21 protein-coding genes are annotated in these 22,004 nt (G+C 60.4%); 10 read left to right on the top strand and 11 right to left on the bottom strand.

The window, feature by feature from the left end:
* Nucleotides 1-20 precede the first annotated feature (20 nt).
* From FHL16_RS11425 to FHL16_RS11445, 5 genes are all read left to right on the top strand, one after another.
* On the top strand, nucleotides 21-1,202 hold the full coding sequence (locus FHL16_RS11425; RefSeq protein ID WP_010463092.1) for an amino acid ABC transporter permease: 1,182 nt from the start codon (nucleotides 21-23) through the stop codon (nucleotides 1,200-1,202).
* A 10-nt stretch (nucleotides 1,203-1,212) separates the two neighbouring features.
* Complete coding sequence (locus tag FHL16_RS11430) at nucleotides 1,213-2,310, top strand: amino acid ABC transporter permease (RefSeq protein WP_010463091.1); 1,098 nt, start codon at nucleotides 1,213-1,215, stop codon at nucleotides 2,308-2,310.
* 10 nt (nucleotides 2,311-2,320) lie between these two features.
* Nucleotides 2,321-3,085 carry an amino acid ABC transporter ATP-binding protein gene (locus FHL16_RS11435; RefSeq protein ID WP_010463090.1) on the top strand — a complete coding sequence of 255 codons (765 nt, stop codon included), beginning with the start codon at nucleotides 2,321-2,323 and terminating at the stop codon, nucleotides 3,083-3,085.
* A gap of 313 nt (nucleotides 3,086-3,398) precedes the next feature.
* Nucleotides 3,399-4,058 (top strand): FadR/GntR family transcriptional regulator, encoded by a 660-nt coding sequence (locus FHL16_RS11440; protein WP_010463089.1) that lies wholly within the window; start codon nucleotides 3,399-3,401, stop codon nucleotides 4,056-4,058.
* The gene (locus FHL16_RS11445; protein WP_077748270.1) at nucleotides 4,048-5,355 is read left to right on the top strand and encodes a CynX/NimT family MFS transporter; all 1,308 of its coding nucleotides are present in this window, start codon (nucleotides 4,048-4,050) and stop codon (nucleotides 5,353-5,355) included. Before FHL16_RS11440 ends, FHL16_RS11445 begins: the two co-directional genes overlap by 11 nt.
* A 1-nt stretch (nucleotide 5,356) precedes the next feature.
* On the opposite strand, the gene FHL16_RS11450 is transcribed toward FHL16_RS11445, so the two are convergent.
* The 7 genes from FHL16_RS11450 to FHL16_RS11480 form a co-directional block, all read right to left on the bottom strand.
* Nucleotides 5,357-6,007 carry a DUF1120 domain-containing protein gene (locus FHL16_RS11450; RefSeq protein WP_010463087.1) on the bottom strand — a complete coding sequence of 217 codons (651 nt, stop codon included), beginning with the start codon at nucleotides 6,005-6,007 and terminating at the stop codon, nucleotides 5,357-5,359.
* Nucleotides 6,008-6,081: 74 nt separating this feature from the next.
* Complete coding sequence (locus FHL16_RS11455) at nucleotides 6,082-6,702, bottom strand: DUF1120 domain-containing protein (protein ID WP_010463086.1); 621 nt, start codon at nucleotides 6,700-6,702, stop codon at nucleotides 6,082-6,084.
* Between the two features lie 82 nt (nucleotides 6,703-6,784).
* A complete protein-coding gene (locus FHL16_RS11460; RefSeq protein ID WP_077748271.1) occupies nucleotides 6,785-7,927 on the bottom strand; it encodes a DUF1120 domain-containing protein in 1,143 nt (380 codons plus the stop codon).
* 10 nt (nucleotides 7,928-7,937) lie between these two features.
* Nucleotides 7,938-10,403 carry a fimbria/pilus outer membrane usher protein gene (locus FHL16_RS11465; protein ID WP_077748272.1) on the bottom strand — a complete coding sequence of 822 codons (2,466 nt, stop codon included), beginning with the start codon at nucleotides 10,401-10,403 and terminating at the stop codon, nucleotides 7,938-7,940.
* Nucleotides 10,404-10,520: 117 nt separating this feature from the next.
* A complete protein-coding gene (locus tag FHL16_RS11470; protein WP_010463083.1) occupies nucleotides 10,521-11,237 on the bottom strand; it encodes a fimbria/pilus chaperone family protein in 717 nt (238 codons plus the stop codon).
* A gap of 46 nt (nucleotides 11,238-11,283) precedes the next feature.
* Nucleotides 11,284-11,907 carry a DUF1120 domain-containing protein gene (locus FHL16_RS11475; RefSeq protein ID WP_077748273.1) on the bottom strand — a complete coding sequence of 208 codons (624 nt, stop codon included), beginning with the start codon at nucleotides 11,905-11,907 and terminating at the stop codon, nucleotides 11,284-11,286.
* A 66-nt stretch (nucleotides 11,908-11,973) separates the two neighbouring features.
* A complete protein-coding gene (locus tag FHL16_RS11480) occupies nucleotides 11,974-12,603 on the bottom strand; it encodes a DUF1120 domain-containing protein (RefSeq protein ID WP_077748274.1) in 630 nt (209 codons plus the stop codon).
* A gap of 355 nt (nucleotides 12,604-12,958) precedes the next feature.
* Between FHL16_RS11480 and FHL16_RS11485 the strand changes: the two genes are divergently transcribed.
* The 4 genes from FHL16_RS11485 to FHL16_RS11500 all read left to right on the top strand — a co-directional run bounded on the left by FHL16_RS11485 (nucleotide 12,959) and on the right by FHL16_RS11500 (nucleotide 15,540).
* Complete coding sequence (locus FHL16_RS11485) at nucleotides 12,959-13,591, top strand: response regulator transcription factor (protein WP_077748275.1); 633 nt, start codon at nucleotides 12,959-12,961, stop codon at nucleotides 13,589-13,591.
* Between the two features lie 102 nt (nucleotides 13,592-13,693).
* Nucleotides 13,694-14,164, top strand: coding sequence for a nuclear transport factor 2 family protein (locus FHL16_RS11490; RefSeq protein ID WP_010463079.1), 471 nt, complete (start codon nucleotides 13,694-13,696; stop codon nucleotides 14,162-14,164).
* A 40-nt stretch (nucleotides 14,165-14,204) separates the two neighbouring features.
* Nucleotides 14,205-14,516 (top strand): GIY-YIG nuclease family protein, encoded by a 312-nt coding sequence (locus FHL16_RS11495; protein ID WP_010463078.1) that lies wholly within the window; start codon nucleotides 14,205-14,207, stop codon nucleotides 14,514-14,516.
* An 88-nt stretch (nucleotides 14,517-14,604) separates the two neighbouring features.
* Nucleotides 14,605-15,540, top strand: a complete 936-nt coding sequence (locus FHL16_RS11500; protein ID WP_077748276.1) for a glutathione S-transferase family protein — start codon at nucleotides 14,605-14,607, stop codon at nucleotides 15,538-15,540.
* Nucleotides 15,541-15,611: 71 nt separating this feature from the next.
* On the opposite strand, the gene FHL16_RS11505 is transcribed toward FHL16_RS11500, so the two are convergent.
* Together FHL16_RS11505 and yejK are read right to left on the bottom strand one after the other, a co-directional pair.
* A complete protein-coding gene (locus FHL16_RS11505) occupies nucleotides 15,612-15,962 on the bottom strand; it encodes a glutaredoxin family protein (RefSeq protein ID WP_010463076.1) in 351 nt (116 codons plus the stop codon).
* Nucleotides 15,962-16,966, bottom strand: a complete 1,005-nt coding sequence (yejK, locus tag FHL16_RS11510; protein WP_010463075.1) for a nucleoid-associated protein YejK — start codon at nucleotides 16,964-16,966, stop codon at nucleotides 15,962-15,964. Before yejK ends, FHL16_RS11505 begins: the two co-directional genes overlap by 1 nt.
* 394 nt (nucleotides 16,967-17,360) lie before the next feature.
* Here yejK and FHL16_RS11515 point away from each other — a divergent pair, with 394 nt between their 5' ends.
* Nucleotides 17,361-17,642: an HU family DNA-binding protein gene (locus FHL16_RS11515; RefSeq protein WP_007905514.1), complete on the top strand. Its 282-nt coding sequence runs from the start codon at nucleotides 17,361-17,363 to the stop codon at nucleotides 17,640-17,642.
* Between the two features lie 207 nt (nucleotides 17,643-17,849).
* On the opposite strand, the gene rlmF is transcribed toward FHL16_RS11515, so the two are convergent.
* A complete protein-coding gene (gene rlmF / locus FHL16_RS11520; protein ID WP_010463074.1) occupies nucleotides 17,850-18,872 on the bottom strand; it encodes a 23S rRNA (adenine(1618)-N(6))-methyltransferase RlmF in 1,023 nt (340 codons plus the stop codon).
* A gap of 248 nt (nucleotides 18,873-19,120) precedes the next feature.
* Nucleotides 19,121-21,967 carry a valine--tRNA ligase gene (locus tag FHL16_RS11530; RefSeq protein WP_077748277.1) on the bottom strand — a complete coding sequence of 949 codons (2,847 nt, stop codon included), beginning with the start codon at nucleotides 21,965-21,967 and terminating at the stop codon, nucleotides 19,121-19,123.
* Nucleotides 21,968-22,004 lie beyond the last annotated feature (37 nt).

Genomic DNA, 22,004 nt, shown 5'->3' on the forward strand with positions numbered 1-22,004 from the left:
CATTACATCCGGGGCACTTCATGCAAAATTCAATCGGCGCACCAAAGCAGAGGCTCAGCCTCAGCGATCCCAAAGTGCGTGCGTGGCTATTTCAGATCATCACCATTGTGGCGGTGGTCTCCATGGGCTGGTATCTGTTCGATAACACCCAGACCAACTTGCAACACCGGGGCATTACTTCCGGCTTCAGCTTTCTGGAGCGCAGTGCCGGTTTCGGCATCGCTCAAACCCTGATCGACTACACCGAATCGGACAGCTATGCCCGAGTGTTTGTCATCGGCCTGCTCAATACGCTGCTAGTGACCTTCATCGGGGTCATCCTGGCGACGCTCCTCGGTTTCATCGTCGGCGTTTCACGCCTGTCGAAGAACTGGATCATTGCCAAGCTGGCGACTGTTTATGTGGAAGTCTTCCGCAACATTCCGCCGCTGCTGCAAATCCTGTTCTGGTACTTCGCGGTGTTCCTGACCATGCCAGGGCCACGCAACAGCCATAACTTCGGCGACACCTTCTTCGTCAGCAGCCGCGGCCTGAACATGCCGGCCGCGTTGACGGCGGATGGTTTCTGGCCGTTTGTGGTCAGCATCGTCGTGGCCATTGTCGCCATCGTGCTGATGAGCCGCTGGGCGACCAAACGCTTCGAAGCGACCGGCGTACCGTTCCATAAATTCTGGGTCGGCCTGGCGCTGTTCCTGGTGATCCCGGCGCTGTGCGCATTGATCTTCGGCGCGCCAGTGCACTGGGAAATGCCGAAGCTGCAAGGTTTCAACTTCGTTGGTGGCTGGGTGCTGATCCCGGAACTGCTGGCGCTGACCCTGGCCCTGACCGTGTACACCGCGGCGTTCATCGCCGAGATCGTGCGTTCGGGTATCAAGTCGGTCAGCCACGGCCAGACCGAAGCGGCGCACTCGTTGGGCCTGCGCAACGGTCCGACCCTGCGCAAGGTGATCATCCCGCAAGCCATGCGCGTGATCATTCCACCGCTGACCAGCCAATACCTGAACCTGGCGAAGAACTCCTCGCTGGCGGCCGGTATCGGTTATCCGGAAATGGTGTCCTTGTTTGCCGGTACGGTGCTGAACCAGACCGGGCAGGCGATCGAGGTGATTGCCATCACCATGAGCGTGTACCTGGCGATCAGTATCAGCATTTCCCTGCTGATGAACTGGTACAACAAGCGCATTGCGCTGATCGAGCGGTAAGGAAAAGCGCATGAGTACTCATACTTTCAAACCCGACATGCCACCACCGAGCAAAGTCTTCGGGCCGATGGCGTGGATGCGCGCGAACATGTTCTCCAGCTGGCTGAACACCGCGCTGACCCTGTTCGCGTTCTACCTGATTTACCTGGTGGTGCCGCCGATCCTGCATTGGGCGATCCTGGACGCCAACTGGGTCGGCACGTCCCAGGCCGACTGCACCAAGGAAGGCGCCTGCTGGGTGTTCATCCAGCAGCGCTTCGGCCAGTTCATGTACGGCTATTACCCGCCGGCACTGCGCTGGCGCGTAGACCTGACCGTGTGGCTGGCAGTCATCGGCGTGGCACCGTTGTTCATCTCGCGCTTCCCGCGTAAAGCGGTTTACGGCCTGAGCTTCCTGGTGCTGTACCCGATCATTGCCTGGTGCCTGTTGCATGGCGGCGTTTTCGGCCTGACCCAGGTGGCGACCAGCCAATGGGGCGGCCTGATGCTGACCCTGGTGATCGCCACCGTCGGTATTGCCGGTGCGTTGCCGCTGGGGATCGTGCTGGCGCTGGGCCGTCGTTCGAACATGCCGGCGATTCGAGTGGTCTGCGTGACCTTCATCGAATTCTGGCGCGGCGTGCCGTTGATTACGGTGCTGTTCATGTCCTCGGTGATGCTGCCGTTGTTCCTGCCTGAAGGCATGAACTTCGACAAACTGCTGCGGGCGCTGATCGGCGTGATCCTGTTCCAGTCGGCCTATGTCGCCGAAGTGGTGCGTGGCGGTCTGCAAGCGATTCCCAAAGGTCAGTACGAAGCAGCCGCAGCGATGGGCCTCGGTTACTGGCGCAGCATGGGGCTGGTGATTCTGCCGCAAGCCCTGAAGTTGGTGATTCCTGGCATCGTCAACACCTTCATTGCGCTGTTCAAGGACACCAGCCTGGTGATCATCATCGGCCTGTTCGACCTGCTCAACAGCGTCAAACAAGCTGCCGCCGACCCGAAATGGTTGGGCATGGCCACCGAAGGCTATGTGTTCGCGGCCCTGGTGTTCTGGATTTTCTGTTTCGGTATGTCGCGCTATTCCATGCATCTGGAACGCAAGCTCGACACTGGCCACAAGCGTTAGGAGTTCTGTAATGAGCGAAGCAATCAAAAAGCCTGTGAGCCCTGAAGGCATTATTCAGATGCAGGGCGTGAACAAGTGGTACGGCCAGTTCCACGTGCTGAAAGATATCAACCTGAACGTCAAGCAGGGCGAGCGAATCGTCCTGTGCGGCCCGTCGGGTTCCGGCAAGTCGACCACCATCCGCTGCCTCAACCGTCTGGAAGAACACCAGCAGGGGCGCATCGTGGTCGATGGCGTGGAATTGACCAACGACCTCAAGCAGATCGAAACGGTCCGTCGTGAAGTCGGCATGGTGTTCCAGCACTTCAACCTGTTCCCGCACCTGACCATCCTGCAGAACTGCACGCTGGCACCGATGTGGGTGCGCAAGATGCCCAAGCGCCAGGCCGAAGAAATCGCCATGCATTACCTGGAGCGCGTCCGCATTCCGGAACAGGCGCATAAATTCCCGGGACAACTGTCCGGTGGTCAGCAGCAGCGTGTGGCGATTGCCCGTGCTTTGTGCATGAAACCGAAAATCATGCTGTTCGACGAACCGACTTCGGCACTCGACCCGGAAATGGTGAAAGAGGTGCTCGACACCATGATCGGCCTCGCCGAAGACGGCATGACCATGCTCTGCGTGACCCACGAAATGGGCTTCGCGCGCACCGTGGCCAATCGCGTGATCTTCATGGACAAGGGTGAAATCGTCGAGCAGGCTGCACCGAACGACTTCTTCGACAACCCGCAGAACGATCGGACGAAGATGTTCCTGAGCCAGATTCTGCATTGATCGGCACTTGGCAGTGAAATAAACCCGGACAGTGTTCCGGGTTTATTTTTGTCTGCGGTTTGCAGTCAGGATGCGAGCGCGGAGGGGGGATGATCGATCGAGGTCCACCAATAGACGTTGCAAGTCTGCACCCTCTTGAAGTATTTGCACGTCGCCCAGTAATTCTGGATGCCGATCAAGCAAAGGGTAATTCTTACTAATCGAAAATCCCGCTTCCTCTCCTGCCCTTTGAACTTAGGCGGTTGCCGTCCTACGCGTAGCTGACTAACATGTCAGAAAATTCATCCTATGATTGGATGAAAGGGCGAATCCTATGTCAGACATTTCTCCACTCGTTAAGCGGTCCCTGGTCGACCAGGCTCTGGATCAACTGCGCCAACGCATCAACGCTGGCGCCTGGCAGGTCGGCCAGCGTTTACCCACAGAGCCAGAGCTGTCCGCCGAGTTGGGCATCAGCCGCAACACCGTGCGCGAAGCCATGCGTGTATTGGCGTTTTCCGGTTTGATCGAAATCCGTCAGGGCGACGGTAGCTATTTGCGGGCGGTGATCGATCCACTGGACACCATGAAAGCCTTGTCGCGCTGCTCCCATGAACAGGCCCGCGAGACCCGGCACATCCTTGAAGTCGAAGCCATCGGTCTCGCTGCTCTGCGCCGAACGGATGAGGATCTGGTGGCCTTGCGCGAAGCATTGGGTGTCAGCGGCAGCCACTATCACGGCGATCTCGACAGCTACATTGCCTGCGATCTGGTGTTCCACCGCCGTCTGGTGGACGCCGCGCACAACCCGACCCTCAGCGAGCTGTATCGCTATTTCTCCAGCATCGTCGGCGCGCATTTGCGCCAGACCCTGAACATCACCCCGCGACGCCAAGAGGTGTTCGACCTGCATATCGAACTGCTTGATGCCGTCGAGCAACGCGACCCGGAACGGGCCAAAGCCCTGTCTAGGCAGTTGATCAATGAACCTTGAAACCGAGAACTCCATGTCGAGCCGCAACAGCAACATCACTCAACCCAAGCGCACGGCAGAACTCGAAGAGCTGCTGATCGACGCCGAGGCCGATGACGAAGAGGTCCAGCAGCGTCATCCCGTCCTGCGTCGCCCATGGCTGTTGCTGCTGGGGCTGATCCTGGTGGCGCTGAACCTGCGTCCGGCGTTGTCGAGCATGGCGCCGATGCTCAGCGAAGTGTCGAAGACCCTCGGCCTGTCGGCGGCCCAGGCCGGGTTGCTGACGACGTTGCCGGTGCTCTGTCTCGGCTTGTTTGCTCCGCTAGCGCCCTTGCTGGCGCGACGTTTTGGCGCCGAGCGCGTGGTGTTGGGCATTCTGTTGATGCTGGCCGGCGGAATCATCCTGCGCAGTTCCTTCGGTGAGATCGGCCTGTTCGCCGGCAGTGTGCTGGGCGGCGCGAGCATCGGTGTGATTGGCGTTTTGTTACCGGGCATCGTCAAGCGCGACTTCCCGAAACAGGCCGGCACCATGACCGGCGTGTACACCATGGCCCTGTGTCTGGGCGCGGCGATGGCGGCAGGGGCGACCGTGCCGCTGAGCGAGCATTTCGATAACAGCTGGGCCTTGGGCCTCGGCTTCTGGGTAGTGCCTGCGCTGGTCGCGGCGGTTTTCTGGTTGCCGCAAGTGGGGCAGAAACACGGCGCACATAACGTCGCGTATCGGGTTCGCGGCCTGTTGCGTGATCCGCTGGCCTGGCAAGTCACGTTGTATATGGGCCTGCAATCATCCCTGGCGTACATCGTCTTTGGCTGGTTGCCCTCGATCCTGATCGGTCGCGGCCTGACCCCGACCCAGGCCGGTCTGGTGCTCTCGGGTTCGGTGATCGTCCAGTTGGCCAGTTCTCTGGCGGCGCCCTGGCTGGCGACGCGCGGCAAGGATCAGCGGCTGGCGATTGTGGTGGTCATGCTGCTGACCCTCGGCGGCCTGTTCGGCTGTCTCTATGCACCGATCGAAGGCCTGTGGGGCTGGGCGATCCTGCTCGGCCTGGGGCAGGGCGGTGCATTCAGTCTCGCGTTGACCCTGATCGTGCTGCGCTCGCGCGATGCCCATGTGGCGGCCAACCTGTCGAGCATGGCCCAGGGCTTCGGTTACACCCTGGCGTCGATGGGGCCGTTCGCGGTCGGGATCGTGCATGACTGGACGGGCGGCTGGACCGCGTTGGGCTGGATCTTTGGCGTGATCGGCCTCGGCGCCATCGTTACCGGCCTCGGCGCCGGGCGTTCGCTGTACGTTCAGGTCGTCAGCGAAAAGGTCTGAACTACAGGTAAACAACGTCCAGGGTCGCCGAGCCGTCGAGTTGCACTTCGGCACTCAGGTCCAGTTCGGAGGTGGGCGCGATGACCGTTTCGACCGTCACCCGGCTGGTCAGGTTGCGGATGGCTATCGGGCCGGCGCTGCTGCCTGCGCTGTCGGTAAAGCCGAGATAGCTTCGGGAGCCCATCGGGATGGGCTGGCTGTTCGACGGGCTCCAGGCTTTGCCCCCCGTGGTCGAGTCGGTTCGATAGACCTGCGTCAGGTCGTCCACCACCGTGCTGGCAGGATCGAAGTTCAGCGAATACAAGCCGATTTTATTGTGGCTGTGGTCGTGGTTCAGGCCGTAGTAAATCTCGCTGTTGACGATGGCCGAGCCGTCGCGGTTGTCGCGCATCAGCAGAGCAAAACGCGTGAGCGCATTGCACTGAATGTTGAGGTCGAGTGTCTGGTCGCGCAGTCGAGTGCGTTTGTCGACGTTCAGGTCTTGCCGGGAGATTTTTCCGTAATCGACGAGGCCGCTGTTGGACAGCATCGGGGTGCAGGCAAGTGGGGTGATGAGGCCTGTGACCCTCAGGTCTGTCGATGAGGTGGCCAAGGTGAGCGGCGACGTCAGGACGAAGATCGCCATCGTCAGCGCGTGTGGAGTCTTTTTCATGGGACAGGTTTCGCTGTGTGTGGTGAGCGGAATCAGTCCTTGCCCGAAGCAGGACCTCGGGCAAGATGCACGGCTTACAGGTACTTCATTTCAAATGTGGCTGAACCGTCGATAGTGACATCGTCGGTTAAGGTGAGGCTATCGGCGCGGGCAATGAAGGTGTAGATCATCAGTTCCATCGTGAGGTCTTTCACGGAGATTGGCGTGAGAGTGCCGACAGCGCTCACCGATGTGAGGTTATCCTTCAGGATCTGATAGATGCGCGTCCAACTCGCACCGTTATCAGTTGATCTGATCGAGTGCACAGGTTGTCCGTCCGCAAGCGCGCTTTGGATCGATGGCGTGAAATAACCTATTTTTTCGTTATTGCTGGTCAGGCCCAATCCGAAATACAGGTTGGACGATGATGTTCCGGCTTTGTTATCAATACCGTTAAGTGCAAATGGCGTTGACGCGTCACACGCGACCGTCAGCTGTATCGGATGACTGCCTACTATCGTGTCACTTGTCAGGTTGAGGTCTTTTGCCTGCACCTGGCCGACGTCGACCGTTCCTCCATCGGACAACGAAGGAGTGCAAGCTCTCGGCGTGATGAGACCTGTGACAGTCAGGTCAATGCTCGAAGCCGCCACTGCATAAGGCGCAACGCCAATCAGTGCGGTGGCGGAGAGTGCTGCAAAGTACTTTTTGATCATTATTTGCTCACTTCTAGGGTTGTGTCCTGACTGCTCCGGGCCGTTCAAGTGCGCCGCGAAACCAGCAGGATCGGGCTGGGTGTTACAGGTAAATAATCTCGATCGTCCCCGCGCCGTCGAGCTCGATGGCGCGGCTCAGGTCCAGGCTGTGGGTGGGGGCGATAACGGCGTCGACGGTCACTGTGGTGCTGAGGTTCTGGATCAGCACCGGGCCGGCACTGCTGCCGTCGTTGTCGGTGAACGCCAGGTAACGGCTTTTGCCGATAGCGATCGGGTTGGCGCTGCCGGTGTTCCAGGCTGTGCCGGCGATGCTGGAGTGGGTTTGATAAAGGCGGGCGAAGCCGTCGGCATTGGCGTCGGCCGGGTCGACGTGCAGTGAAAAACGGCCAATCCTGTTGCCGCTGCCGTCCTTGCCCAGGCCGTAGTCGATCTCGCTGTCGAGCATCGCCGAGCCTGAGCGGTTGTCGTGCATGATCAAGGCGAAGGACGTCGGCGCGTCGCAGCCGACCCTCAGCGTCAAGGACTTGGGCGGCAGGCGTGTGTCCTGGTCTGCGTGCAGGTCTTTTTTCGACAGGGTGCCGAAGTCGACCACGCCGCCGTTGGACAGCACCGGCTCGCAGGCCGCCGGAGCGAAGCGGGCGCGCAAGGTCGCCTCGCGGGTGCGTCCGGCGGCGACGGCGTCGAACACCCCGAAGGCTTCCCAGGTCACCGCGTCACGCACCTGCATGCCTTGCTCTTGAACCCAGGCCGTCAGCTGAAGCTGGGCCGAGAAACTGCGCCCTTGCACCGCCACGCCGGCCTGCACCGGGACGATCCCGTGCTCCGGTCGCCAGATCAGGCTCGACGCCATTTCTGCCGGCGGCTGACCGACCCCGGCAATCAACCCGATCTCGACCGATTGGCCATCGAGCACGGCATCGCGAATACGCATCTGATAGCTGCCGCGTTCGGCAAAGTGAAAGCGTTCGGCGGTCGCGGCCATCGCCCGGTAGAACAGGCTCATGTCGATGGGCTGCGCACAGCTCAAGGTCAGGCTGAGCTGGCGTTCACCGAGGTTGCGCTCCGGTGCGGCATCAGGCCGTATCGCCCGGTTCATCAGCCCGTAATCGAGCACCGGCTGGCTCAGGTTGAACTGGCAGTCGTCCATGGACGCCGAGGCCACTGGCGTGAATCCACTCAGTGCCAGGAGCGCGAGGGTCAATAGCAGAAAGTGCAACAGGTTCATGAAGTCATCCTCAGAGGGCTCGGCACTTGGCGGGGGCGGTTTCGTAGTACGCGTCGGCGTCGGCGTCGGTGGGCAGCTCGAAGCGCAGTTCGCAGCGCTCCAGCTCCGGCGCGCTGATCCACAACGCACGGCGGTCGAGCGCGTTGGGCAAGAACACCAGGCCGCCGTCCTGCACCAGGGTCACGAACTCGCCATCCTCGGTGTTCACGGAGGCACCGCGCGGCAGGGGCGCGCCGTTGGCGGTGGTGGCCTTGAGTAAGGCCCGGCGGGTCATCGTGATGCCGAATTCAACGTTGTCGACGGCGCCGCGCCCGGCCGAAATCACCGCCAGCCCGTTGTGAATGTCGGCGTTGCGCGGCAGGGTTTTGGTGTCGACTTCCACCGGGCTTTTGCCATAAGCCGTCACTTGCGGGATCACCGCCTGACCTTGCCAGTCGGTCCAGACCGGACCGCTGGGCGTCGACACTTTGATGGAACCCATGTCACCGACCGACAGCAACGCAAAGGTGTCGCTCACCGGGTATGGCGACAGTGTCACGCCACCGCCATGCAGCACGGCGCCACCGCGAGCGCTGGCCTGATAGCTGGAGCGCTCGGCATCGGCGCGGGTGTAATTGAGATCGAGCTGGGTGTAGCGCGGTAGCAGCGACACGCCGGCCGTGGATTGCACCTGTTTGTCGCGCGTGTCGTGTTCGACGCCAACCCGGTAACCCAGCTGATCGTTGACACGTTCACTCAAGCCCACGCCGCTGCGGTATTCGCCGGCGGAACGGCGTACCCAGCTGCGTGCCCGGCGGTTCTCGCCCAGCGGAATGCTGAGGTTCAGGTAGATGCTGTCATCGTTGCCGTTCGAACCGCTGAGCTGCCATTCGGCGGTCGCCGAGACGGATACGCCCGCGATGCTGGTGCCCCAGGATGCGAGGGCGCGGCTGCTGCTTTGGCCGTCGAACGAACTGGACCGGCTGAAGCCGCTGCTGAAGGCGCCGAGCCATGGATGCGACCATGACAGGGCCGCGCTTTGCTGATCGCGGTAACGTGACTGGCTGTTGTCGGACGTGTTGGCGAACACCGCCTCCTCCAGTTCCCGGTAGCCCAGGGTTCGGTAAGAACTGCCGGCACTGAGCGCCCACTGCTCGTTCAACCGATGCGAGACGCTCAGGTCGGCTTGAAGCCCCTGGCTGGCGTGTCTGCCGCTGGCGTCCGCGCCGGTCAGCGAGGCTTGCACCTGAGTGAAAGGCGAGGGCAACAGGCCGACGCTGGCACCCGCCGCGCGATAGTCGGCGGCGCCGGTGAGGCCGGCGCTGAGCAATAGTTGCGGGGCGAGCGCACCGCTCCAGCCGCCGCTGATGACCCAGGGATCGCCTCCCTGAGCGTCGCCGACACTGCGCACCTGACCGGCGCCCAGCGAATAACCGGGCGCTGGCAGACTGACCCCCAACATCGCGGCCGGCACGGTAAAACGGCGCTCGCTGCCATCGGTCTCCTTGATCGTGACTTCCACGTCGGAACGCGTGTTGAGCCGCCGCACGTTGGTGAGCACGAACGGGCCGGCGGGTACCACCGTGGAATGGATCAGCGAACCGTTTTGCCGGACCTCGACCTGGGCCTGACTGTTGGCGATCCCTTCAATGACCGCGCTTTGCCCTACGACCTGCAGGGCTTGTTCATTCAGCACTTGCACGCCGGTGATCTGCGCACCGGCGAGCACCGGGTTGTAGAGGTTGATCTGACCCGCCTGCAACACCGCTTCCTGGCTGGCGAAAGTCCGCTGGGCGTAGGCCGCAATATGAGTCGTTGTGGACACGTCGTCCTGCCAGGTCTGCACCTGGCGGCTGCGCACGATCCAGTCACCGGCATTGAAGCCGAGTTCGGTGTTGGCCGAGGCGTAGCGGCTGGTGCTGTCGCCGGAACGGCTGTGCAAACCGGTGACGTCGTAGTTGATCAAGCCGGCGACACCACCGGTTTGATAGCCGGAAAAATCCCGGGCAGTGGGGCGTATCGCATCGGTGGGCACGATCAGCGACAGGGCCAGGCCAGCGGGGTCCGGTTCGATGACGGTCTGCGGCGCGCGGCCTAGAAAGTCGTGGCATGGGCCATCGTCCAGCGTAAGCGCGGGCACCGTAAGGTTCGCCGCATCGAGCAGCGTGCGATCGAAGCACAACGCCCCTTCGCGATCGAACGTGACGTCGACCCGGCCATGACGCTGGCCGTTGACGGTGAGCGTGACCGGGTGGCGGCCGGCCGTGAACTGCGGCGCCTGCATCAGCAGCGTCGCCAGCGTCGGATCGATGCCGCGCTGCCGTAACGTATCTTTGTCGAACGACGCTGGCATCGACACCCCACCGTAGGCATCGAGCATCATCAGCGCGTTGCTCAGCAGCACCGCCAAGGTGGTTCGCTGCCATGGATGAGGGCGAGCGCCGTCGCGAATAACGGGCACGGCTTCGCCATCACGGTAATTCGATACTGTGTTCATCAGGATCACTTGGGTTATTGCGGCGTGCGGTTACAGGCACGCCTGTGGCAACGGCCAAGGGGCCGTCGCCTTGAAACATGGGCGCTCATCGTTCCTTGATGACGCCGTCAGGGTGGTTCAGGACTGGATGGGCGCCTCGTAATGCGGCACGGCAAAGCCGTAGACCGTCGCCGGTTGAAAACGCACCTGCGTGGCGGCGCCTTCGGGCACCTTAATGCTGATGTGCTCACCGGGCAGCACGTAGGTTTTCGGCAGCATCGCGTTGCCCGCGGCCGGCAACAATTGCACTTCCTGGCCCAGACGCACCACGTAAGGCGTGTCGTTGCGCACGGTCAGTTGACCGTCTTTCAGCGACCATTGCAGGTCGGTCCACGGCGTGCGATTGGGCGCCAGGCCTTTGGGGTGCAGGATCACCGGCAAGTTCTGGCGCACCGTCACGCCGACACGGGCCTGACCTGCCTCGGCAGGCGCTTTGCCTTGGGGGATGCCTTCGAAGATCACCCGCTTCAAGCGCTGAGTGAGCAGCGGTTTGTCCGTTTGCAGAATGAACCGCACCAATTGGGTTTTGCCCGCTTCGACGCGCGCCAGGGGGGGCGTCACGAACACCAGCGATTCGCTGTCTTCGGCAATGTCTTCGAGGGTGACGTGCATCAACGCCAGGTTGGCATCGGTGTTGGTCACCGACACGGACGCTTCACCGTCAGCCTCGTTGACGATGACCACCGAAGTGTTCGGCACCATGCCGTCGGCCTGGGCGTGTGCGGTCAGCAGCAGGGCGAATGCGCCGATGCCCGAATGGAACAGATGACGGGTGACACTGGAAAACATCGTCATGACGTGTCTCGTTGAATGTTTTAAAAAAGGAGCCTGGATTACCGGCCTATCGATAATTCAGCTGCACGGTGACATGCCCGTCGATGGGGATTTCGTCGGTCAGCGTCAGGTCGTTCGCGCGAACGATGGTGGTAAACGCCGTGAGCCGCGCGCGCAAATTCTTGATGGCGATCGGTGTACCCAGGTTATTCAACGCCGCGAACGCGGTCCGGCCGGCGTGTCCCAGGTAGGAAGACACTCGCCAGGAGGCACCGTCGTTCAAGGACATGATGGTTTTCACCGCCGCCCCATCGGCCACCGTATCGAACAGGCCGAACGCAACACTGCCCAGGTTTTGGTCGTCATTGACGACGCCCAGCCCGTGACTGTTAGGGTGAAAGACGGAAGAGCCTTCGCGATTGTCGATCGTCGTCAGGGTAAACCGCGTGGCGGCATCACAATTCACCTCCAGATACAGCGTGCCGTTTTCCAGGGCCGTGGGCTGGTCAGGTCTCAGATCTTTCACCGTCACTTTGCCGTGGTCGACGATGCCGCCGCCGGACAGGCTGGGCGTGCAGGCGCCGGGTGTAATCAGGCCGGTAACGCTCAGCTCGGTGCTGCTGGCGGCCAGGGCTGCGGGGGCACAGATGAGCAACAGGGGCGCCAATCGAGCGAGGGAGCATCTTTCCATGATGGTTCGTCCTTTGAGTGAGCGGGCATTGCCGTGGGCCGGGCGTTGCTCGTTGATGACGGAGGGTTACAGGTACTTGATCTGTAGGGTTGCGGAGCCGTCGAGCGTCACTTCGTCGGTCAGGGTCAGGCCGTTGGTGGGGGCGATGCCGGTACGCACATACAGATCAAGGCTCAACTCCTTCATCGCGATGGGAGCAATGACGGTCCCCTGAGCACCGACACTCCAGATGTTGTCGACCCCCCAGAATGCTGTCGACCCTTCCTTAAGCCAGGTCTTGCCGCCATCAGTGGAGAGAATGGCTTGAGCTTGGGTGGCGTCCGCCATCACATTGCGCGGAGCAACGCGAAAGTGGCCCAGCTTTTCGTGGGTATTGATCAGCCCCAGACCAAAGTAATTGCCCGACGTGCCTGTGCCTGCACGGTTATCAATCGGGCTGATCGCAAACGGCGTAGCCGCATCGCAGTTCACTGTCATTTGCATGATTATTTCAGGCAAGTAAGTGTGCTTGTCGGGATTGAGGTCTTGTACGGAAAACTTGCCGTGATCGGCAATACCGCCGCCGGCCAGTGCTGGTGTGCATGCATTTGGCGTGATCAGACCCTTCACGGTCAGGTCCGTGCTGGAGGCGGCAATAACGGACGATGCGCCAGTCAGCAGCAAAGTAGCCGTCAGGAGGGTTATGTATTTGTTCATGCGTCGACGCTTCCTTGATGAAAGATGATTGAGGAGTTTGCCCGGAGCGGGCAGGGCGCAATCTATCGGTCGAGGTCGCCGGACGAAATGCAACTAATACGAAAAAGGCGGGGCGAGTGTATGAAAGATCAGGGCGGCCTACAGATCGTCATCGTTCGACCTGTTGTCTGTAGTCTTTTGGTGTGAGCTGCGTAGCTTTAAAACGTAGGGCGGTTCCTTTTGTTTTATCAGAGAAAGGACAGGGGCCCGGATCCGTTGAGGACGGTGGTTGAGCGGTCGAGATTGGTCGTTGTGGTCGGAATAGGACGGCGTTACTTTTCGCGTATTCCAGTCACCACACAGGATAAATCCGACAATGCGCGTAATTATTGCTGACGACCATCCTGTCGTCCGCATCGGGTTACGGATGCTCATCGATCTAAGCCGGACGTGTGTGATCGTGGGTGAGGCTGATGGCCCGGACAGCCTGTTGAGCCTGCTCTCGACCACGCCGTGCGATCTGTTGATCACGGACTTCTCCATGCCGGGCAACCAACAGGCCGACGGACTGAAGATGCTGAGCACGGTTCGACGTCACTACGCTTCGACGCCGATCATTCTGGTCACCATGTTTGCCAACGTTGCGACGCTCAGAGTGGCATTCGCGCAAGGCGTGATGGCGATCGTGGCCAAGGATGCCTCGGCGACGGAGCTCCCTCTGGCAATCAAATCAGTGGGTGAAGGGCGGCGTTTCATCAGCGAGTCCTTGCGTACCGCGCTGGCTCAGGCAGACGTCGAGGCTCATTCGCATTCCCCTTCGCTGTCGGCCAAAGAACATGAAGTGGTGAGAATGCTCGCCAGCGGCATGACCGTCAGTGAGATCGCGAGCTATTTCAAACGCAGTGTGTCGACCATCAGTAAACAAAAAAGCATGGCCATGCAGCGGCTGGGCATTTCCACGGATGTGGATCTCTTCGCTTATGCCCGGGACAACGGCATGGTGCACTAGGCGACAGCGCACCCCAGGGTATTCCCGCCACGAATGCCGATAGTGTTCCGCACATTTGTTGACTATCGTGCAGGCAATCCTTCAAACGTCCGGAGCCTGCCCATGAGTGATGCCAACCGCGCATTGATCACCCAGTTCTACCAAGCCTTCCAGCGGCTGGATGCCGAGGCCATGAGCGCCTGCTATACCGACGATGTGCTGTTCAGCGATCCGGCATTCGGCGAATTGCGCGGACGCGATGCCGGGGACATGTGGCGCATGCTGACGACGCGGGCGAAGGATTTTTCCCTGACGTTCGACAACGTTCGCGCCGAGGACCGCACGGGCGGCGCGCATTGGGTCGCGACCTATCTGTTCAGCCAGACCGGCAACACGGTGGTCAATGATATTCAGGCGCAGTTCGTGTTTCGTGACGGCAAGATCTGCGAGCACCATGACAGCTTCGATATGTGGGCCTGGTCGCGCCAGGCGCTGGGTTTCAAAGGCCTGCTGCTGGGCTGGACTCCGGCGGTAAGAAATGCCGTTCGCGCTCAGGCGTTGAAGGGGCTGAAGGCATTCCAGGCCAGTCGCTGATAAGATCGCGGCTTGTTTCCTTTCAAGCCTTGATCGTGACGTGACTACCCTCAGCGAAATCCCCGTCGACGCCGACACACCGGTGAGTAAACCCTGGTTCGTCTACCTCGTTCGCGCGGCCAATGGTTCGCTGTACTGCGGGATCAGCGACGATCCTGTGCGCCGCTTCGCTACCCACCAAAGTGGCAAGGGCGCACGCTTCTTCCTCTCCAGCCCTGCCGTTGCCTTGGTCTACACAGAAGTCTGCCGCGACAAAAGCGAAGCCTTGCGACAGGAACGCTTGATCAAAAAACTCAGGAAAAGCGCCAAGGAATGTCTGGTCGCAAGCGCCGTCGCGGGCTTATCAACCTGACTGATAAGTGCCCATCAGGCAGACCTGTAGGCTGCTCCCGAATTGCGCGCTAAGCTGCGGATTCCTAATCCGTGCGGCGGAGCCGAGCATGTCCGAGTTGATTCTTCATCATTACCCGACGTCCCCTTTTGCCGAAAAGGCCCGCTTGCTGCTGGGTTTCAAGGGGTTGTCCTGGCGCTCGGTAAAGATCGCGCCGGTCATGCCAAAACCTGATCTGACCGCCCTGACCGGTGGCTACCGCAAGACGCCAGTGCTGCAGGTTGGCGCAGATATTTACTGCGACACATCGCTGATCGCCCGTCGACTGGAGCAGGAGAAAGCCTTGCCGGCCTTCTTCCCGGAAGGCCAGGAAATGATCGCCGCGACGTTCGCCGCCTGGGCCGATTCGGTGGTATTCCAGCATGCCGTGAGCCTGGTGTTTCAACCGGAATCGATCGCGGTGCGTTTCGGCAATCTGCCGCCGGAAGCGATCAAGGCGTTTCTGGCTGATCGCGCCGGACTCTTCAGTGGCGGCAGCGCGACAAAGTTGTCCGCCGAGCAAGCCCGGCATCAATGGCCGACAATCATGGCGCGCCTGGAGCAGCAGCTTCAGCGCGAGCAGGGCGACTTTCTGTTCGGCGAGCCATCGATTGCCGACTTCGCGCTGGCCCATCCGATGTGGTTCCTCAAGGCCACGCCCGTGACCTCGCCGTTGGTTGATGCATATCCGGCGGTGTCGGCGTGGTTGGGTCGCGTGATGGGGTTCGGGCATGGCGCGTTCAGCGAGATGACCTCCGAGGCCGCGCTGGAGGTTGCGCGTAATGCCACACCCGCCGCGTTACCGGACGAGCAGTTCGATGAGCCGAACGGGTTTGAGCCTGGCCAGCAGGTGGTCATCGCGGCAACGGATTACGGCGTTGATCCGGTGGCGGGTGAGTTGTTGTTTGCGGGCAGAGAGGAATTGATTCTGCGTCGTGAAGACGAGCGGGGCGGAGTGGTGCATGTGCACTTTCCGCGGTTTGGGTTCCGCCTCGAAAAACACTGATACACCGACCTGTGGCGAGGGGTTCGTCGGAACGCCGCCCCCTCGCCACAGGGGTTGAGTGAGCCAATGGGTTACTTCAACGCGGCGAGGATTTCATCCGGGTCATACCCGCGAATCAACGTCCCGTTCACATCGATCAGCGGAATCCCGCGTCCACCCAGCGCTTCATATGCCTTGCGTGCCTCGGCATCCTTTTCGATATCAAATTCCTTGTACGGAATGCCTTTCTGATCGAGAAAGCGTCGGGTCAGCTTGCAGTAGCCACACCATTCGGTCGCGTAGAGCACGACGTTGGCCTTGGCCTGGGTCTGCTCGGACACCACTTGGCTGGGACTGAACACCCGCTCGATCTTGCCCCAGTTCTGGTAAACCACGACCACCAGCAGGATCAGCAGGAATTTCTTCAGCACGCCGTTCAGCATCAGTTGCGTCGCTTCAGCTGATCGGTCAGCTGCGTGGGCAGGCCCTTGATAATCAGTGTGCCGGCCTCTTCGTCGTATTCGATCTTCGAGCCCAGCAGGTGCGCTTCGAAGCTGATGGACAGGCCCTCGGCGCGGCCGGTGAAGCGGCGGAACTGGTTCAACGTGCGTTTATCCGCCGGGATCTCCGGAGACAAGCCGTAATCCTTGTTGCGGATGTGATCGTAGAAGGCTTTCGGGCGCTCTTCGTCGATCAGTTCGGAGAGTTCTTCCAGGCCCATCGGTTCGCCGAGCTTGGCCTGGCTGCTGGCGTAATCGACCAGGGTCTTGGTTTTCTCGCGGGCGGATTCTTCCGGCAAATCTTCGCTTTCAACGAAATCACTGAAGGCCTTGAGCAAGGTACGGGTTTCGCCGGGGCCGTCGACGCCTTCCTGGCAACCGATAAAGTCGCGGAAATACTCCGACACCTTTTTCCCGTTCTTGCCTTTGATGAATGAAATGTACTGCTTGGACTGCTTGTTGTTCTGCCACTCGGACACGTTGATCCGCGCGGCCAGGTGCAACTGGCCCAGATCCAGGTGACGGGACGGGGTCACGTCCAGCTGATCGGTCACTGCAACGCCTTCGCTGTGGTGCAACAGGGCGATCGCCAGGTAATCGGTCATGCCCTGCTGGTAATGCGCAAACAGCACGTGGCCGCCCACGGAGAGGTTCGACTCTTCCATCAGCTTTTGCAGGTGTTCCACCGCCACCCGGCTGAACGCCGTGAAATCCTTGCCGCCCTCGAGGTACTCCTTCAGCCAGCCGCTGAACGGATGCGCCCCGGACTCGGCATGGAAGAATCCCCAGGCCTTGCCTTGTTTGGCGTTGTAGCTCTCGTTGAGGTCGGCAAGCATGTTCTCGATGGCGCTCGATTCGGCCAGTTCCGAGTCGCGGGCGTGGAGAACTGCGGGTGTGCCGTCGGGTTTTTTGTCGATCAGGTGGACGATGCAATGACGGATCGGCATGGGCTTCTCGGCTGATTGAAGAGAGGAGGGCGTGCTCCCCCAAAAAGTGCCAAGTGTACCGCAACCACTGGTTTTGGCGCGGTTCGTAGGGTAATTCGCAGCCGTGCGACTGCCCTTATGCAGTTTTTTCCCGTTTTAGAGCAATAAAGCTGACCAAATGGGTAGCTAGAGGCGGATATTTCCCCGTCTCTGTGCTAGTTTTGCCCCGTCTTACGCGAAGTCACTGCGTTAAGCGTGCATTCAGCATTTGTCAGGTCGAACCAAACCCTGATTTCGGTATCTATAACCCCGATCCAGTGGTTATTGGCCGAGGGTGCCAGATCCAGAAGATCGGGCTCGATGGCTGACACTGCACTCTGCAATCCATATGAATTTGATAGGGAAGGAACACTACATGGCTCTTACTAAAGACCAACTGATCGCCGACATCGCTGAAGCTATCGACGCGCCAAAAACCACCGCGCGTAACGCTCTGGACCAACTGGGCCAAATCGTTGCCGATCAGCTGGAAAACGGCGGCGAAATCACTCTGCCAGGTATCGGCAAACTGAAAGTGACTGAGCGTCCAGCCCGTACCGGCCGTAACCCTTCGACTGGCGCAGCCATCGAAATCGCTGCCAAGAAAGTTATCAAGCTGGTTGTGGCCAAAGGCCTGACCGACGCTGTTAACAAGTAAGACGCAGTAAAAAAAGCCGTGCTCCGGAGCAATCCGGGCACGGCTTTTTTGTGTCTGTGATTTGGCGGCGCTTCCGGACACACCGCTAAAACAATTGTGGGAGCGAGCCTGCTCGCGAAGGGGTCATAACATTCAGCATCGCTGTTGAATGTGAAACCGCTTTCGCGAGCAGGCTCGCTCCCACATTTTTACTTGTGTAACTCAGACTCAGCTCTTGCGAGCCCAACGTTCGCGCCAGACCTGCTGCTCGGACTTGGTCTGGAAGGTCCAGGCGACGAAGCGGCTTTGCTTCTGCCCCTGGGACATTTCCACGACCTGGCTTTCCAGAACACCGGCCTTTTTCAGCGCCGTCTGGATCGAAGGCAGGTTAGAAGCCTTTGACACCAACGTGCTGAACCACAAGACCTTGTGCTGGAAGTGCGCACTCTCGGCGATCAGTTGTGTCACAAACCGTGCTTCGCCACCCTCACACCACAATTCTGCCGATTGACCGCCAAAGTTCAGCACCGGCAGTTTGCGTTTAGGATCGGCGCGGCCCAAAGCGCGCCATTTACGCTCGCTGCCTTTGGTCGCTTCGTCCATCGAAGCATGGAACGGCGGGTTGCACATGGTCAGGTCAAAGCGTTCGCCGGGTTCCAGCAAGCCCAGCAGAATGTGCTTGGGATTGCTTTGCTGACGCAACTGGATGGCTTTGTTCAGTCCGTTGGATTGCACGATGGCTTTGGCCGCAGCCACCGCAGTCGGGTCGATTTCCGAACCGAGGAAGTGCCAGCGGTAGTCGCTGTAGCCGATCAACGGATAGACGCAGTTGGCGCCCATGCCGATATCGAGCACTTTGACCGGTGCGCCACGAGGGATTTCGCCGTCGTTGACGCTGGCCAGCAGGTCGGCCAGGAAGTGCACGTAATCGGCACGGCCCGGAACTGGTGGGCAGAGGTAATCGGCCGGGATATCCCAATGGGCGATACCGTAGAACGACTTGAGCAGCGCCCGGTTGAACACCCGCACCGCATCCGGGCTGGCGAAGTCGATGCTTTCCTTGCCATAGGGGTTGATGATCACGAACTTCGCCAGTTCCGGCGTGGTTTTGATCAGCGCCGGGAAGTCGTAGCGACCCTGATGGCGGTTGCGCGGGTGCAGGCTGGCCTTTTCGCGCGGCTCAACGGCTTTGGCCGGTGTCGCGGTGTCGGGCTTCTTGCGCGCAGGTCTTGGAGTGCGGGGGGCGTTCATGGGCGTGGTCGATTCGGGTATGGCTAAAAGTGGCGGGTATTGTCCCACAGTCGATAGCCGCGTGGGGATCCTGTAGGAGCGAGGCTTGCCCGCGAAAGCGATCTGTCTGCCACCTCAATGCCAGACATGACGGCCCCTTCGCGGGCAAGCCTCGCTCCTACAGGAAGCGGTTTGCGGTGTATGGGGGGAATGTGGCGGGCATAAAAAAGGGAGGCCGCTTGGCCTCCCTTTTTCATCGCGATTGACCGTTACAGGCTGGCAATCCGCGCATGCTGCTCGGCCAACTTGCCCAAAGCCTGTTCAGCCTCAGCCAGTTTGGCGCGTTCTTTCTCGATGACTTCGGCCGGAGCCTTGTCGACGAAACCGGCATTGGACAGCTTGCCGCCCACCCGCTGAACTTCGCCCTGCAGACGCAGGATTTCCTTGTCCAGGCGTGCCAGTTCGGCGTCCTTGTCGATCAGGCCGGCCATCGGCACCAGCACTTCCATCTCGCCCACCAGTGCGGTGGCGGACAGCGGTGCTTCTTCGCCGGCAGCCAACACCGTGATCGATTCGAGGCGAGCCAGCTTCTTCAGCAGGGCTTCGTTCTCGGTGAGACGACGCTGGTCTTCGGCGCTAACGTTCTTCAGGAACAGGTTCAGCGGCTTGCCCGGGCCGATGTTCATCTCGGCGCGAATGTTGCGCGTGCCGAGCATCAGCGTCTTCAGCCACTCGATGTCATCTTCGGCACCCTGATCGATGCGCGCTTCATTGGCCACGGGCCAAGGTTGCAGCATGATCGTCTTGCCTTCGATACCGGCCAGCGGCGCGACGCGCTGCCAGATTTCTTCGGTGATGAACGGCATGAACGGGTGCGCCAGGCGCAGGGCAACTTCCAGCACTCGAACCAGGGTGCGGCGGGTGCCGCGCTGACGTTCGACCGGGGCATTTTCGTCCCACAGCACAGGCTTGGACAGTTCCAGGTACCAGTCGCAATACTGGTTCCAGATGAACTCGTACAAGGCTTGTGCGGCCAGGTCGAAGCGGAACTGGTCGAGCTGACGGGTTACTTCGGCTTCGGTGCGTTGCAGCTGCGAGATAATCCAGCGATCCGCCAGGGAGAGTTCGTAAGCCTCGCCGTTCTGGCCGCAGTCTTCGCCCTTGTCCAGAACATAACGCGCGGCGTTCCAGATTTTGTTGCAGAAGTTGCGATAGCCTTCTACGCGGCCCATGTCGAACTTGATGTCGCGACCGGTGGACGCCAGCGAGCAGAAGGTGAAGCGCAGGGCGTCGGTGCCGTAGCTGGCGATGCCGTCGGCGAACTCTTCGCGGGTCTGCTTCTCGATCTTCTTCGCCAGTTTCGGCTGCATCATGCCGGAGGTGCGTTTCTGCACCAGCTCTTCGAGCTCGATACCGTCGATGATGTCCAGCGGGTCCAGGACGTTGCCCTTGGACTTGGACATCTTCTGGCCCTGGCCATCGCGGACCAGACCGTGAACATAAACGGTCTTGAACGGAACCTGCGGCGTACCGTCTTCGTTCTTCACCAGGTGCATGGTGAGCATGATCATCCGGGCGACCCAGAAGAAAATGATGTCGAAGCCAGTCACCAGCACATCGGTGGAATGGAATTTCTTCAGGAACTCGGTCTGCTCAGGCCAGCCGAGCGTGGAGAAAGTCCACAGGCCCGAACTGAACCAGGTATCCAGAACGTCGTTGTCCTGTTGCAGCGCAACGTCCGGGCCGAGGTTGTTCTTGGCACGCACTTCGGCTTCGTCGCGACCGACATAGACCTTGCCCGACTCGTCGTACCAGGCCGGAATCCGGTGGCCCCACCACAGCTGACGGCTGATGCACCAATCCTGGATGTCGCGCATCCACGAGAAATACATGTTTTCGTATTGTTTCGGCACGAACTGAATGCGGCCGTCTTCAACCGCAGCGATGGCCGGCTCGGCCAATGGCTTGGTAGAGACGTACCACTGGTCGGTCAGCCACGGCTCGATGATGGTGCCGGAGCGGTCGCCTTTCGGTACTTTCAGGGCATGATCGTCGACGCTGACCAGCAAACCAGCGGCATCGAAGGCGGCCACAATCTGCTTGCGCGCTTCGAAACGGTCCAGACCGGCGTATTCGGCCGGAAGCGTACCGTCGATGCTTTCGTTGAGCGTGCCGTCGAGGTTGAACACCTGACAGGCCGGCAGTACAGCGGCGTTCTTGTCGAAGATGTTCAGCAGCGGCAGGTTGTGGCGCTTGCCGACTTCGTAGTCGTTGAAATCGTGGGCCGGGGTGATTTTCACGCAACCGGTGCCGAATTCAGGATCGCAGTAATCGTCGGCGATGATCGGGATGCAGCGGCCGACCAGCGGCAACTCGACAAATTTACCGATCAGGGCCTGGTAGCGTTCGTCGTTCGGGTTAACCGCGACGGCGGCGTCGCCGAGCATGGTTTCCGGGCGAGTGGTCGCGACGATCAGGTAGTCCTTGCCTTCGGCCGTCTTGGCGCCATCGGCCAGCGGGTATTTCAGGTTCCACAGGAAACCTTTCTCGTCGTGGTTTTCCACTTCGAGGTCGGAAATCGCCGTGTGCAACTTGGTGTCCCAGTTGACCAGGCGCTTGCCGCGATAGATCAGGCCGTCTTCGTGCAAACGCACGAACGCTTCTTTAACGGCTTCCGAGAGGCCGTCGTCCATGGTGAAGCGCTCGCGGCTCCAGTCGACGGACGAGCCGAGGCGGCGGATCTGACGGCTGATGTTGCCGCCGGACTGATCCTTCCACTCCCAGACTTTCTCGAGGAATTTTTCCCGGCCCAGATCGTGACGATTCTGGCCCTGGGCTTCGAGTTGGCGTTCCACCAGCATCTGCGTGGCGATACCGGCGTGGTCAGTACCCGGCTGCCACAGGGTGTTGCGACCCTGCATGCGGCGGAAACGGATCAGGGCGTCCATGATCGCGTTGTTGAAGCCGTGACCCATGTGCAGGCTGCCGGTGACGTTCGGCGGCGGGATCATGATGGTGTAGGACTCGCCCGCGCCTTGCGGGGCGAAGTAACTCTCTGACTCCCAAGTGTTGTACCAGGAAGTTTCAATGGCGTGCGGCTGGTAGGTCTTATCCATGCGCGGCGGGACCCTATTGGCATTTATTCAGGAAAAG

The sequence above is a fragment of the Pseudomonas sp. FSL W5-0299 genome (assembly GCF_005930655.1).
In the GTDB taxonomy this organism is placed as follows: domain Bacteria; phylum Pseudomonadota; class Gammaproteobacteria; order Pseudomonadales; family Pseudomonadaceae; genus Aquipseudomonas; species Aquipseudomonas mandelii.

Bases quoted from the DNA above. Each gene is read 5' to 3' on its own strand.
- FHL16_RS11425 (WP_010463092.1), top strand. From the start codon at position 21: ATGCAAAATTCAATCGGCGCACCAAAGCAGAGGCTCAGCCTCAGCGAT.
- FHL16_RS11430 (WP_010463091.1), top strand. From the start codon at position 1,213: ATGAGTACTCATACTTTCAAACCCGACATGCCACCACCGAGCAAAGTC.
- FHL16_RS11435 (WP_010463090.1), top strand. From the start codon at position 2,321: ATGAGCGAAGCAATCAAAAAGCCTGTGAGCCCTGAAGGCATTATTCAG.
- FHL16_RS11440 (WP_010463089.1), top strand. From the start codon at position 3,399: ATGTCAGACATTTCTCCACTCGTTAAGCGGTCCCTGGTCGACCAGGCT.
- FHL16_RS11445 (WP_077748270.1), top strand. From the start codon at position 4,048: ATGAACCTTGAAACCGAGAACTCCATGTCGAGCCGCAACAGCAACATC.
- FHL16_RS11450 (WP_010463087.1), bottom strand. From the start codon at position 6,007: ATGAAAAAGACTCCACACGCGCTGACGATGGCGATCTTCGTCCTGACG.
- FHL16_RS11455 (WP_010463086.1), bottom strand. From the start codon at position 6,702: ATGATCAAAAAGTACTTTGCAGCACTCTCCGCCACCGCACTGATTGGC.
- FHL16_RS11460 (WP_077748271.1), bottom strand. From the start codon at position 7,927: ATGAACCTGTTGCACTTTCTGCTATTGACCCTCGCGCTCCTGGCACTG.
- FHL16_RS11465 (WP_077748272.1), bottom strand. From the start codon at position 10,403: ATGAACACAGTATCGAATTACCGTGATGGCGAAGCCGTGCCCGTTATT.
- FHL16_RS11470 (WP_010463083.1), bottom strand. From the start codon at position 11,237: ATGACGATGTTTTCCAGTGTCACCCGTCATCTGTTCCATTCGGGCATC.
- FHL16_RS11475 (WP_077748273.1), bottom strand. From the start codon at position 11,907: ATGGAAAGATGCTCCCTCGCTCGATTGGCGCCCCTGTTGCTCATCTGT.
- FHL16_RS11480 (WP_077748274.1), bottom strand. From the start codon at position 12,603: ATGAACAAATACATAACCCTCCTGACGGCTACTTTGCTGCTGACTGGC.
- FHL16_RS11485 (WP_077748275.1), top strand. From the start codon at position 12,959: ATGCGCGTAATTATTGCTGACGACCATCCTGTCGTCCGCATCGGGTTA.
- FHL16_RS11490 (WP_010463079.1), top strand. From the start codon at position 13,694: ATGAGTGATGCCAACCGCGCATTGATCACCCAGTTCTACCAAGCCTTC.
- FHL16_RS11500 (WP_077748276.1), top strand. From the start codon at position 14,605: ATGTCCGAGTTGATTCTTCATCATTACCCGACGTCCCCTTTTGCCGAA.
- FHL16_RS11505 (WP_010463076.1), bottom strand. From the start codon at position 15,962: ATGCTGAACGGCGTGCTGAAGAAATTCCTGCTGATCCTGCTGGTGGTC.
- yejK (WP_010463075.1), bottom strand. From the start codon at position 16,966: ATGCCGATCCGTCATTGCATCGTCCACCTGATCGACAAAAAACCCGAC.
- FHL16_RS11515 (WP_007905514.1), top strand. From the start codon at position 17,361: ATGGCTCTTACTAAAGACCAACTGATCGCCGACATCGCTGAAGCTATC.
- rlmF (WP_010463074.1), bottom strand. From the start codon at position 18,872: ATGAACGCCCCCCGCACTCCAAGACCTGCGCGCAAGAAGCCCGACACC.
- FHL16_RS11530 (WP_077748277.1), bottom strand. From the start codon at position 21,967: ATGGATAAGACCTACCAGCCGCACGCCATTGAAACTTCCTGGTACAAC.